At 41.9% G+C, this 12,732-nt stretch carries 10 protein-coding genes; 2 read left to right on the top strand and 8 right to left on the bottom strand.

Annotated features, from left to right (window positions below; all coding sequences use genetic code 11):
• Positions 1 to 33: 33 nt before the first annotated feature.
• From LEP1GSC192_RS00555 to LEP1GSC192_RS00540, 4 genes are all read right to left on the bottom strand, one after another.
• Positions 34 to 954 (bottom strand): MbnP family copper-binding protein, encoded by a 921-nt coding sequence (locus LEP1GSC192_RS00555; RefSeq protein WP_020767950.1) that lies wholly within the window; start codon positions 952 to 954, stop codon positions 34 to 36.
• Positions 955 to 1,089: 135 nt separating this feature from the next.
• Positions 1,090 to 1,536: a hypothetical protein gene (locus tag LEP1GSC192_RS00550; protein WP_020767896.1), complete on the bottom strand. Its 447-nt coding sequence runs from the start codon at positions 1,534 to 1,536 to the stop codon at positions 1,090 to 1,092.
• The gene (locus tag LEP1GSC192_RS00545; protein ID WP_020767980.1) at positions 1,533 to 1,844 is read right to left on the bottom strand and encodes a hypothetical protein; all 312 of its coding nucleotides are present in this window, start codon (positions 1,842 to 1,844) and stop codon (positions 1,533 to 1,535) included. The genes LEP1GSC192_RS00550 and LEP1GSC192_RS00545 overlap by 4 nt, the downstream gene beginning before the upstream one ends.
• 82 nt (positions 1,845 to 1,926) lie before the next feature.
• On the bottom strand, positions 1,927 to 5,295 hold the full coding sequence (locus tag LEP1GSC192_RS00540) for a methylmalonyl-CoA mutase family protein (protein WP_020767935.1): 3,369 nt from the start codon (positions 5,293 to 5,295) through the stop codon (positions 1,927 to 1,929).
• A gap of 313 nt (positions 5,296 to 5,608) precedes the next feature.
• Between LEP1GSC192_RS00540 and LEP1GSC192_RS00535 the strand changes: the two genes are divergently transcribed.
• Both LEP1GSC192_RS00535 and LEP1GSC192_RS00530 read left to right on the top strand, forming a co-directional pair.
• Positions 5,609 to 6,613 (top strand): phosphatase PAP2 family protein, encoded by a 1,005-nt coding sequence (locus tag LEP1GSC192_RS00535; protein ID WP_020767904.1) that lies wholly within the window; start codon positions 5,609 to 5,611, stop codon positions 6,611 to 6,613.
• A 4-nt stretch (positions 6,614 to 6,617) separates the two neighbouring features.
• On the top strand, positions 6,618 to 7,913 hold the full coding sequence (locus LEP1GSC192_RS00530) for an oligosaccharide flippase family protein (protein WP_020767987.1): 1,296 nt from the start codon (positions 6,618 to 6,620) through the stop codon (positions 7,911 to 7,913).
• 101 nt (positions 7,914 to 8,014) lie between these two features.
• Here the strand turns inward: LEP1GSC192_RS00530 and LEP1GSC192_RS00525 are convergent, their stop codons facing one another.
• The 4 genes from LEP1GSC192_RS00525 to LEP1GSC192_RS00510 all read right to left on the bottom strand — a co-directional run bounded on the left by LEP1GSC192_RS00525 (position 8,015) and on the right by LEP1GSC192_RS00510 (position 12,672).
• Positions 8,015 to 8,866: an ATP-binding protein gene (locus tag LEP1GSC192_RS00525; protein WP_020767990.1), complete on the bottom strand. Its 852-nt coding sequence runs from the start codon at positions 8,864 to 8,866 to the stop codon at positions 8,015 to 8,017.
• Positions 8,867 to 8,952: 86 nt separating this feature from the next.
• Positions 8,953 to 10,329, bottom strand: a complete 1,377-nt coding sequence (locus tag LEP1GSC192_RS00520; protein ID WP_020767977.1) for a PDZ domain-containing protein — start codon at positions 10,327 to 10,329, stop codon at positions 8,953 to 8,955.
• On the bottom strand, positions 10,326 to 11,795 hold the full coding sequence (locus LEP1GSC192_RS00515) for a S1C family serine protease (RefSeq protein WP_020767991.1): 1,470 nt from the start codon (positions 11,793 to 11,795) through the stop codon (positions 10,326 to 10,328). Before LEP1GSC192_RS00515 ends, LEP1GSC192_RS00520 begins: the two co-directional genes overlap by 4 nt.
• Positions 11,788 to 12,672 (bottom strand): hypothetical protein, encoded by an 885-nt coding sequence (locus LEP1GSC192_RS00510; RefSeq protein ID WP_020767968.1) that lies wholly within the window; start codon positions 12,670 to 12,672, stop codon positions 11,788 to 11,790. The genes LEP1GSC192_RS00515 and LEP1GSC192_RS00510 overlap by 8 nt, the downstream gene beginning before the upstream one ends.
• Positions 12,673 to 12,732: the final 60 nt, after the last annotated feature.

Raw genomic sequence — 12,732 nt, 5'->3', positions numbered from 1 at the left:
CGGCATGAATGACCGAAACCATCGTTATCGTTCTTACTTGGATACTACCGCAAATACGGTTTGGGCAACGGATCCTGCGTTTCCGGTGGAATAGTCCAAACCGAAATTAGGATAAACGGTGGAACAGTTACTATCCATCGCTCCCATGGAATGGCAGGATAGGCTTCCTGAGCTGATATCCCAGCCGGCGACCGCTTTTTTGAGATCGAATTGGATCTTTTGTGTATAAGGATTAAATCCTTCGGTTGGAGTTATTTCGATTACGGAACGATTCGAATTCGTACAGGTATAAACTCCTCCTGATTCGGAGCAGCCCGTCGATCCAATATGCAAAACCGCTGCGTTTCCTAACGTTGCAGCGTCGTTGGATAAAAATTCTCCTACGAAAAATCTATACCCCATAGTCCATCCCCAGGTGAGTCCTGAAATGTTCAAAGGGCTAGGTGCATTGTTATAATCTATATGATTGAGAGTTTCCGGAACTCCGACGGTGAATCGTACGGTTTTATAGGTTTTATTTTCTACCGAAGTTTGGACAAAATTATTGGTTTCGGCTGTTCCACTACAGCTTCCTTTACCATTTTCGAAATCCAAAAGAGTAACCCCACCATACTGCCAAATGCCCGTATTAGGAACGTCTAAATCGACCACATTGTCGTTTTGATCCACTAATTCGAATTCCGAAACGTAGAATCTCAGATCTTTTAGACCGATAGGCATTACTCCCGCTACGTGTTGGATGGTGACGGAACTGGATTGAGAATCTCCGTGGCCGGAAATATCTTCTCCGCAACCGGCATTGCTATCGCCTACGACAGCGCTGAATTGGATCCCTTGTTGTTGGGCTGTCAGCGCTGCAAGGGCGAGCATTGTATTGTTCGAGCCGGAAGATCCGTCGCAAGCGACGAATATGATAAATAATGCCGCAATAGCGGATCTATATAAATATTTCATAATATTCTCCTGAGGAAAGTATTTCACTTTCCGATTTTTCGTATAATAGCCGTCCGGATTAGCGATTATTTGGACGGATTATAAGCTTGAGGATAAAGGTTCCCCTTGCTTCCTCGTTCGAGGTTTAGGAAAAGTTTAGGAGAATCGAGGGGGTCGTTCTAGATCGAAGGAAACAATAACTCCGGAATCCTCTTGGATCCGACCTAAAAGTTCTGAGTCCAAGGTTTGAGGAGCGATGTTTTCCAATTTGGAATAAGTGAAAAATTGAGTGCAGATGGTCCCGCTTAAATAAGAAGCCTTATCTTTCGCTTTTTTGCAGGCGCATTTATGTGCCTCGCCAGATTTTGCGGAATGACAGTCAGGGAGGGAAGAAGGTTTAGAATTGGAATGATCTTCTCCGGCATCCGCCAATTTAGAAGAGAATCTTTGGTCCTCGGAAGCGGAGTGTTTTTCTTTTTGGCTACCGTGATTACAATGGCAAAGTTTGATTTCCCCGGCGAGCATTCCGCAGAACCAACCGCTTCCGAAAACCAGGCTTTGGAAAAGGAAACATTGGGTGAGAATGATGGATATCGTTTTCATTGAAGGGAGATTTTCAGTCGATTCAGAACGGTTTTGAGTCCTTCGCTGGTTTTGATTTCCACCGGGACTCCTTTCGTTTTTAATTCCGCTAATAGTTTTAAGATCCGATTCAAGATCAGAGAGGGGATGGCCACTACGTTTTCCAGATCTAACTCCACAACTACCGGTTGTATTTCTTGGATCTTTTGTAGGATCAGACCAATTTCTTCCGTTTCGACAGAACATACGTTCCGAACAAAAACGACTCTAAATCGTTTTTTTTCAGCGTATACATGTGTCTCTGTAAACTGGATTGCAGAAGAAGTCATGGTCTTGGACCAAATTTTCTACCATGAAATCCTAAGGGAAACAAAAAAAGATACTTCGAATTGATTTGTATCACATAGTCGGTCACATACTTCTTCTGTATTGGCCGCCAACTTCGTAGAGAGAATGGGTCATTTGTCCCAAAGAACAGACCTTTCCTGCTTCTATGAGGGCCTCAAAACCGTTCTTTCCGGAAAGACAGGCGGATTGCAGATCCTTTAAGGCGTTAGCTGAATCTACTTGGTTCCTGGATTGGAATGCTTCCAACTCTCTGATCTGTGCCTTTTTTTCTTCCTCGGTAGAGCGGATCACTTCTTCCGGAAGAATGGTGGGAGACCCATCTTTGCCCAAAAAAGTATTCACTCCTATAACCGGTATTTCTCCCGCATGTTTTCTGTGTTCATACTCCAGAGATTCTTCTTGGATCTTATTTCTCTGGTACATTCTTTCCATTGCACCGAGAACTCCGCCTCTTTCGGAGATACGTCGGAACTCGGACAAGATCGCCTCTTCCACAAGATCGGAGAGATCATCTATAATAAAGGAGCCTTGGAGAGGATTTTCGTTTTTTGCAAGGCCCAATTCTCTATTGATAATAAGTTGAATTGCCATCGCTCTTCTCACGGATTCTTCTGTCGGAGTGGTGATCGCTTCGTCATACGCGTTCGTATGTAAACTGTTGCAGTTGTCGTAGATTGCGTATAATGCTTGTAAAGTGGTTCTTATATCGTTGAAAGCGATCTCTTGCGCGTGTAAAGAACGACCGGAAGTCTGAATATGATATTTCAACATTTGGGAACGTTCCGATCCGCCGTATTTGTATTTCATACTTTTAGCCCAGATCTTACGTGCGACTCTTCCGATCACCGCATATTCAGGATCGATCCCATTGGAAAAGAAGAAGGAAAGGTTCGGAGCAAAATCGTCTATCTTCATTCCTCGGGAGAGATAATATTCTACGAATGTAAATCCGTTTGCCAACGTGAATGCAACCTGAGTGATAGGATTGGCTCCCGCTTCGGCAATATGATATCCGGAAATGGAAACGGAATAGAAATTACGCACTTTATTCCAGATAAAATATTCCTGGATATCCCCCATTAGTTTTAACGCAAACTCGGTGGAGAAAATGCAGGTATTCTGTGCCTGATCTTCTTTTAAAATATCCGCCTGCACTGTTCCACGCACGGAAGAAAGAGTTTCTTTTTTTATCTTTTCGTAAATTTCCTTAGGCAGGATCTTATCGCCGGTGGTCCCTAAAAGAAGAAGCCCCAAACCGTCGTTTCCTTTCGGTATCTCTCCTTTATATTGCGGGATCGGAACTCCTTTTTTGGAATAGATCTCCGCAAGTTTGGATTTTGCCTCTTCTACTTTTCCCTCTGCACGAATATACTTCTCGCAGGTTTGGTCTATTGCGGTATTCAAGAAGAAGGATAGAAGCATCGGTGCCGGTCCGTTAATCGTCATAGATACGGAAGTGCTCGGACTACAAAGATCAAAACCGGAATAGAGTTTTTTAGCGTCGTCCAGAGTTGCGATACTTACTCCTGAGTTTCCGATCTTGCCGTAAATATCGGGACGAAGCCCGGGGTCTTCCCCATACAAAGTGACAGAATCGAAAGCAGTGCTCAAACGATGGGCGGGCATTCCATGGCTCACATAATGGAATCTTGCGTTTGTTCTTTCCGGTCCACCCTCTCCTGCGAACATACGTGTCGGATCTTCTCCCGTTCTTTTAAAAGGAAAAACTCCCGCAGCAAAAGGGAATTCTCCAGGGAAATTCTCCGTATAGGACCATTTTACGATCTCTCCCCAGTTGCGGAATTTCGGAACGGAAACCTTCGGGATATTCAGATTACTTAACGATTTTGTAAAATTTTCTACCTTGATCTCTTTGTCCCGGACCTTATATGCGAAAAATTCCCCGGAATATTTTTCCAGTTTGGAATCCCATTCTTTCAGGATCTTTTTGGTGTCCGGATGAAGTTCCGCTTCTCTTTTGGAATATTCCTCTTCTAGATCGGATACTTTTTTTCCTCTTTCTTTTAATACGTCTATGGTACCTTTGATCCTGTACAATACTTCCGCGGTTTCGGATTCTTTTTTGACGAAGTTCTCGTATTTCTCGCATTCTTCCGCGATCTCTGCTAAATATCTTTGTCTGTCCGGGGGAATGATATGGATCTTTTGACTTGTTTCCGTGCTGGAAGCAAAATTGGACTTCCAACCTAGACCGAATTTTTGATTTAAAGAGTCGATCAATGCAACATACAGATTGTTAGTCCCTGGATCGTTGAATTGAGAAGCGATCGTTCCGAAAACGGGCATCTTTTCCGGAGTCTGGTCGAATAATTTTCTGGATCTTTGGAATTGTTTTTGAACGTCCCTGATTGCGTCTAACGCTCCTCTTTTATCACATTTGTTGACTGCAATGAGATCTGCGTAATCGATCATGTCGATCTTTTCCAGCTGGGTAGCGGCACCGAATTCAGGGGTCATAACATAAAGAGAAAGATCCGACACTTCCGTGATCTCGGAATCGCTTTGTCCGATCCCGGCGGTTTCAACGATAACTAAGTCGAATTCGGAACTCTTGAGAACGTCCAAACTTTTTTTAACATTTCGGTTCAGCGCGATATTCGCTTCTCTCGTGGCAAAGGATCTCATGTAAACTCTTGGGTGCGAGATCGAGTTCATTCTGATCCTATCTCCTAAGAGTGCACCCCCCGTTTTTCTTTTGGAAGGATCGACGGAGATGATTGCTACCGTTTTGTCTTCGAAATCGTGGATGAACCTTCTTACAAGTTCGTCCGTAAGAGAAGACTTTCCTGCTCCTCCGGTTCCGGTGATCCCTAAAACCGGGATGGTCTTTTTTGAGATCGGAAAATCCAATTTTTTAGGATCAACTTTTTTCGGATCATTTTCCGAAGATTCCACTAAGGAAATGGATTCTGCGATCGCGATCGGATTTTTTTTACGGATCTCTGAGAACAGATTCCCGTTAAATCTATGAGGCGGAATAAAATCAGATTTTTGTAATAGATCGTTGATCATTCCCTGCAGGCCCAAGGAGCGTCCATCGTCGGGAGAGTATATTTTAGAAACCCCATAAGCTTCCAGCTCTTGGATCTCGGAAGGAAGAATAGTCCCTCCGCCTCCACCGAATACTTTGATATGAGAACTTCCTTTTTCTTTTAAAAGATCTATCATATATTTGAAATATTCTACATGACCGCCTTGATAACTTGTTACGGCGATCCCTTGCACATCTTCCTGTATGGCACAGTCTACGATCTCTTGGACGGATCGATTATGACCTAAATGAACCACTTCCGCCCCGGAGGATTGGAGTATTCTTCTCATGATATTGATGGAAGCATCATGGCCGTCAAAAAGGGATGCAGCGGTCACAAATTTTAATTTATTACGGGGGATGTATACTTCCGGTTCCATTATATTCTCCTAATGTTCAAGCCTGGGTAAAATTTAACCGAACTTTGTTTGTTTTGTAGTTGGGAGAACGATCGTTCAATAAATTCCATCTATATATCTATCATGCTATACGAATCAGAATCTAGCAACCTTGATTTTTGGAGAGGGGTTTGGAGAAGTCTTAAGGAATTCCAACGTTTCAAGCAAATCCAATGTAGGAACTCAAACAATAGTCACAAATTGTTCATTAGATATTTTATAAATGGGCTCCAATTTTTAAAAATCGAATGTTCTAAAAACCAAAAGAAGAGAGAAATCCGGAAAAGAATTCATTTTGCGTTTAAAACCGAAACTTTATATGTTCGTTTTTATGACAGATAGTTTCCTTTGGAAAGAGATCTTATTCTCTAACTCGCCTTTAGAGGCTCTTCATATTTCCGTTTTAAAATTCGTATTGGATCCTTTCACAATTTTGTTCCATTATTTGGGCTCTTCTCTCTTTTTTATGGCCTTGGTCTCTTTGATCTATCTTTGTGTAGATCGTAAGATAGGGCTAAGGATGACTTTGGGGCTGCTCATCGCAGGAATTGTGAATGGAGTATTTAAGGCCCTTCTTACAATGCCTAGACCGATCGGTTTACCTTTTCCCTCCGAGCTTGGGATCATGGAAGGTTCATACGGATTTCCATCCGGACATGTGCAGACTGCTGTGGTTTTATACGGAACATTATTTTTGCATGTACGAATTCGTTGGGTGAGGATCCTCACCGTGTTTTTGATCTTATTCATGCCGATTTCTAGAATGTATGCGGGACTTCATTTTTTGGGGGATACCTTAGGCGGTTTCACTTTAGGAATACTTATACTTTTGGGATTGGAATTCTGGTTCTCAAAAGATCCGGAAATTTTAGAGGCTAGTTTTACCGGAACTTCTCCGGACCAAAAAAGACTAAAGTCGCTTGTACTTTTCATTTTAGCTTTCACCGTGCCTAGCGTTCTTCTACATGACCCAAGCCAACCGGAATCCACCAACAAATCTTGGGAGCAGGTGATCTCTTCTGCGGGTGCACTTGCAGGTTTCGGGATCGGGATTTTGTACAACAAGAGGGCAGGGTTGGATTGGAAATCAGTCGATTCTTGGATCGTATTTTTAGTCCGAGTTGCTGTGATTATTCTTGGGATCTTGGTCTTTTATTTGGTCCTCGGAAAAATTCTCTCTTCTCTATTCGGGGAAAATCCGGTTGCCAGATACTTTAAGTATGGGATCGTGTGTTACTATATTGGCCATCTCGCTCCCATTCTTTTAAAAAGAATACGCGGAGGCATCTATCTGACTTAACTTCATGCTTCGCCTTGGATCCTCTTTACAATTCATTTCCGAAAGTTTTGGAAGATTACGCACCTCCGGATTCATACGCAGCTTTTTTTCAGTAGGGTTTTCCAAGGTTGTAGCCTCCCTACTGAATTTTATCTTCATGGTCTATTCCGTTCGGATCTTGAGTAAGAATGAGAACGGTATCTTCCAATATTACTCCGGATTTTTGCCTGTACTTTTAGCAGTGGCTGAATTCGGATTGCCTACCGCTTTGGTACGATTTCTTTCTCCTATGACCGAAGACAAACGTAAGATCGGAGTGCTTCTCGCTTCTTCTCTTTGGGTAAAATGGGTCGCATTATTCCTTTTGGTGTTTGTTACCGGCGTTGCGGTATATTTTTTAAAGGAGAATGCACTCGCAGCTTTCCTTTTGGTATTCGGTAGCTTTGTTCTTTCTTTCAATTCCTATTTCGAAAGTATATTTGTTTCTTTCGGACAATATCATGCACTATCCATTTGGTATCCGCTTCCGAACTTGATCCGAATTTTGATCCTCTATTTAGCGGATCAATTTTCGGATCATGCCTTAGGGCATTTGGACATACTTGGGATCTTCTCCGTTGCCCCCGTTTTTACGATCGTATTATTTTTCTTTTTATTTCCTAGAGGGAAACTACATTGGGCAGGAGACAAGGAGGATGTCCGACAACAAACCAAAGAACTTATCTCCTTCAACCGTTATGCGTTTTTAGCTTCTTTGTTTGCTATCGTCTCGGATAGAATGGAACTTTTTTTTCTGAACAAATACCATTCGAACGAGGCAGTGGCCGCATACGGTGTCGCTTTACAACCTTTTAGTGGATTTGTGATCCTATTTTCCGTTTTGAATTCCATGATCTATCCTAAACTTTCAAGAATGACGGAAAATAAGGAATTCACCAATTATTTAGGTAAATCCATTTTAGTCGCAGTAGTATTTGCGTTGGCATTAGGGCCTTGGGTGTTTCTGGGAGATTGGGTTTTTTCCGCATTATTTTCCGGGAAATATCCCGAATCCGTTCCCGTATTCCAATTATTGTATCCGAATTATCTTTTTCAATTGGTGTTTTCACCGTTAGGTATGGCCTTATTTGCGTTAGGACAACCTAGATTACTTGCTATTCTTGCTTTAGTGAGATTGATCTTCGGATTAATTTTGGACAATCTTCTGATCCCTGAATACGGGACAATGGGAGCGGCAGGAGCGTTTTTTTTGGGACAAATCCCTTCTTGGTTTTTGCTCAGCGGTTATTTTTTAGCGTATTACAAACCATCCGCCAAGTAGGATAGAATATTCTAATATAAGAATATTCTATCCTACCAATGGATCGATTAAGCCTGCTTTTGCTTTACTTCCGATTTTTGGAGTTTCTTTACGAATGTGACTTAGTTTCCCTTATCGTTATAAGAAAGAGAATCCACATTCATACGGACTAAAAAGATTCCTCTCCCCGAAAGTTGGCTTGCATTCGGATCTTGCACCGGGTCCGGAACCCTTGCAGGATCGAAACCGTCTCCTCCGTCTTCCAAGATCACAGTTACTCTTGTGTCGTCATAATCCACTTCTACCTTAATCCATTCTTCCTTGGATTCGCAGATCTTGTCCACGTAAGAGAAGTAATCGTTCTCTTGGAACATCAACTCTTGTTTTTGGTGATAGTTGATACGGGCGCAGCCATGTTCGATTGCGTTACCAATCAATTCATACAAAGCCACTTTTAAAGAAAGTTGGTCCTCGCTATGTAGGTTGGGAAGATGCGAGAGAGATTTCAGGATCAAATGAACGTATTGGTTTAGATTGCCAAGCCTGGGAAGAAGTGCGAACTTCTGTCTGGATTCCCGGACTTGGAACATCCTTTTGTCAACAAGGTCCTTGCCCGCATAAAATAGATTTTTAAATCTTAAGAGAGAGTAACGGATCGCCTCCATCCGGAAAGGTTTTAGGAAAAAATCCACTGCTCCCAATCTAAGGGCATTGATGGAGATTTGGATGTCCTGATTTCCTGTGATGACGATAAAAGGAGTATCCACTCCTTTTTCCCTCAATTTAGTGATGAACTCTATTCCGTTCATCCTTGGAAGGCGAATATCGGTGATGATCAGATCGAAAGTTTCCGATTCGGCTAAGGTTAAGCCCTGTTCCGCGGTTCCGGCCAGAACTAGTTCGTATTCGCTGCCGAAAATTTCCTGAAACAGATCTCGGATAACTTCTTCGTCATCAACGAAAAGGATTTTCATAATAAATTCCTAATTCAGAACTTCCGAATGGTTTTATTCGGGAAACAAAAGGAAACCCCGGAAAGGTATTCTAGTCAAGAATTTTGTCAGCGGATATTATCTAGAGAATCAAGAGAATATAAGGATTTTATCCTTTCATCCAAACTTTTTAACTCCAACTTATCGAAAACCGCCAGTTTGTTTCCTGAAAATCGGAAGACCAGAAACTCATCCTTATTTTCGGATATGGCTGCTTTCAAACCTTCTACTGAGTCCACGACCTTATCATTCACAGATTCTAAGATCAAGTCTTGGAATTCCTGATAGGCCCTGTTCTTTTCATCCGGGAAGGCTCTGGAAAGTAATACGATACGGCTCCTTTCCGGATGAAGTTTTTTAGAATAACTTTCGGCTAAGAATACTAACTTTCTGTCGCTTGCAGATTTATATTTTTCTCCGTATTCTTTCAAATACGTATGAGTGAGTTCCGTGAAAAGTAAACCGCCCGCGATCAAATATTTAGGTGCGATCTTATCGGAACTTTCCGGGATCAAAAATGAATCCTCGTTGTAAGGTTTTAGCTGATAACGTATCTCTCTTTTTCTGCCGTCACGATACAAAGAAAGAGTTACCCATTCTCCCGAATTCAAATAAGATCCACCTTTGCTGAGTAGGATATCGTATAATGCTTGTTTTTGTTTCGAGGCAACCGGGATCCCGTTTACGGAAAGTACAGCATCTCCTGGAAATAGATTATGCATCGGACCGATCCCGGGAAGAACTTCCGAAACAACCGCACCCACGCTACCTTTCGGGAAATAATAATCCTCTTCCGCAGGAGTTAAAGAGCCTTCCGCATAAAAACCCGGGTGAGGAAAAGGAGAAAGAGAAGAAAATCTGCTCTGATAAAATCTACGAAGAAGTTCCGCACCTGCATTCCAAGTCCCGTCGGTAAATCCGCAGACTTTTTTCCCTGAAAAAAGAAAACTCCTGGCCCCGTCTTGGTTTTCCTTTCTGGAAAGTTTGGAAAGAGGTAAAATCGATTTAGAAAATTCTAAACTTCCCCATTCAAAATTCTGAAAGAAGGAGGAGCATGTTCCTTGCGCCCTGGGGTTTTCCTCTAAGATCGCGATAGGAGAGACCTTTTTGGATCTTCCGAAATTTTCCGGAAGAAGAACGATACCAAGTCCAGTATCCAGATCCACTTTTTGGAAGTAGGCCTTTCTCCCTGCGGACTCTTCCGGATGTATTTCGGCGAATAGCGGCACTTCTCCGGGTTTTAAAAGTGCAAGTGCGGTTCTTTCATCCAAACGGATCGCAGGAATTTTTTTCTGATAAGGAGTCCCTTTTTGGAAAGGATTGTGATGAGAATACTTTCTAAAATGGACCAGAAGTGAAAATTCCGAATCCGCCTTCGCTTCTAGATTTCCTAAAGTTCCTAAAAGAGCAAAGACTAGAAGGAATACGAATCGATAAAATTTCATTTTCCCTCCTTGGATTCGTCCGACTTGATATCGAATCTTTTTCTGACCCGTAAGTCTATGGTTCGAACGGTTTTGGCATCCAAAACCAAAGGAAGACCAACACCTCTGAATTTGAGAACTATGGTCCCATTTGAGTATTTTTTCCAATAATCCTTAAATTCGGCGATATTGGAAGGGGTTTTTCCATTAATGGATTCTAATATTTTAAAACGATAATTTAGATATTTGGAGTTGAGTGGATCCGGAAAGATGGTAGTCAAGATCAGATCCCTTTCCGTAAATTTAAAAAGATCGTCTTGTATAAAATAACTGTAATGGTATCTGAGAGCTGTTTCCACTCTTTGGCTTTCTTTACCGAATAATGCCCGATTTACGGGCTGAAATAAAAGTCCCGCTCCTAAAAAACTTTTGATCTGGCGATCTCTATACAGTTCCAAGGAATCCGTCTTTTTTAATTCGGCTTGGATCTTAAAATTTTTACCGTTCCTATAAAAATACAATGTGAGCTTTTGACCCACAAAGCCCGGTTCGATCAGATCTACGATCGTTCTTCCCGTAAATTCCAAAAGCCCACCCTCATTGTTCAAATAAGCCTCGTCTACCTTATATAAAAAATCATCCGTCTGCAAAACATCCGAAAAAGAAGAATTCGGATATACCTTATTCACAAGCACTCCTTGCAGATTCTGAGGAACCCCTAAATACTTTTTCACGGATTCGGAGTTCCCATTTTGGAATGTAAAACCTACGAATGGGAATCCGTCATACTGTCCGTCTTGTATATCTTTTAAAAAATGTTGTACTACTTCAGGCGGAATGAGATACGCCGTATTTCCTTGGATCTGACTGACTTCGAAAATAATACCGGCTACTTTTCCGTTTTGAATAGCCGGACCTCCTGAATAACCGGGTAAAATATTGGCGCCTACACGGATTACCTTTCTATAATCTAAGCCCGTGAAAGAATATCTTAATCGTTCTACACGGTTGACTAAACCGTTTTCCAAAGTAAGATTTTCCGCACCTTCCGGATAACCGAGCATCAAAAGATTACTGCCGAGAGAAGGGGATTCTTCGGTGATTTCCAAAGGTTCTACTCCGGAGAAAAATTCTTCGTCTTCCACGGAGATCAAGGCCAGATCGCAATCGAAACCTATAAATTCCACCTTTGCACTATAATATTTGCTACTATTAAACCGTTTAACTTTCAAATACTTAGATTCGGAGATCACATGGGCATTCGTTAATATTCTATTTCCTGCAATTATGAACCCGGAACCGACGTCGCGAGAAAGATCCTGGTCCCCGAACTCCAAAGGATCTGTCGCATCGGGATAAATATCGCTTCTGACGATGACAACACCGTTCAATAAAGTTTTAAGATCCGGGTTCCCGTTCGTTTGGGAAAAAACGGGAAAACTCAAGATCAGGATAAAACCTGCGCGAAGTATCCAAAACTTATTCATGAAATAACTCCGCGTCGGACCATACAATTTTATCCTTTTCTACCGATTCTAATTTCAATTTTGCCAGGTAACGGGCTCCTTCTTGGAGTTCTTCCGTGGGTTGGTTATCCACTAAGACGTTTCCGCTCAGATCCGCTTTGATCCTGATCCAGGAATAAGGAGAATCCGGCAAACAACTGGCTTGGAAAGAATAATACAAAGACTTGTCCCAATAAAAATCCGCATCCTTCCCCAAGTAAAGAAGAGGGCAGGAAGAATCAAAAAAGATCTCTTTTCCTTTAGGAGTCGGACGATCTATCGGATGTTTTGCTATGCTTAAGAAATATTGCAGACCAAAATTCACGGTGGAAGCTTTTTCCACTAATTTTGTTTCCGGATTGGATTTACCGCCTGGAATAGGTTTGGAACTTGCGGCCTTCAAATTTTCAGCGGAAAATTCCAATTCCCAATAAACGGTCTTTCCTAACTTTACCGGACCTTTCACTCGGAAGGAATCTATTCTTTCCGGAGAACGTAATCTTTCTTCACCTGAATAAAAGAAACCGTACAGTTTTTTTCCGGGGCAATCCAGATAAAGAACCTGTAATTCTTCCATTTCATGAGTGGATCTGAACTTACACTCGCCTATATGAACGGTCCCATGTTGTTTGAACCATTCTTTCAACGGCCTTGCATCTTTCTCTTTGGAGTATTTTCTCCAAGCTTCTTGAAATTCTTTCTCAGCAAAGTCGCCGATCCTGGAAATTTTCTTTTGGGTTTGCGGTTCTTCTGCGAAACTTCCCGAATCCGGAATAAAAACGGAAAAAAACAATAAAACTCCTAGGCTTGTAAAAGAAAGAAGGAGTCTTTTCGTTCTTAATTGGAAAATATTCTGCATAGGGGAAAACATTCCTAATTATTATCGGTTCGGGAAAAAGCGGATTTTACAGATCTGAAA

Source organism: Leptospira sp. B5-022 (assembly GCF_000347035.1).
In the GTDB taxonomy this organism is placed as follows: domain Bacteria; phylum Spirochaetota; class Leptospiria; order Leptospirales; family Leptospiraceae; genus Leptospira_B; species Leptospira_B cinconiae.
The sequence above is the reverse complement of the archived record's forward strand: the minus strand, read 5'-3'. Positions and strand labels throughout refer to the sequence as shown.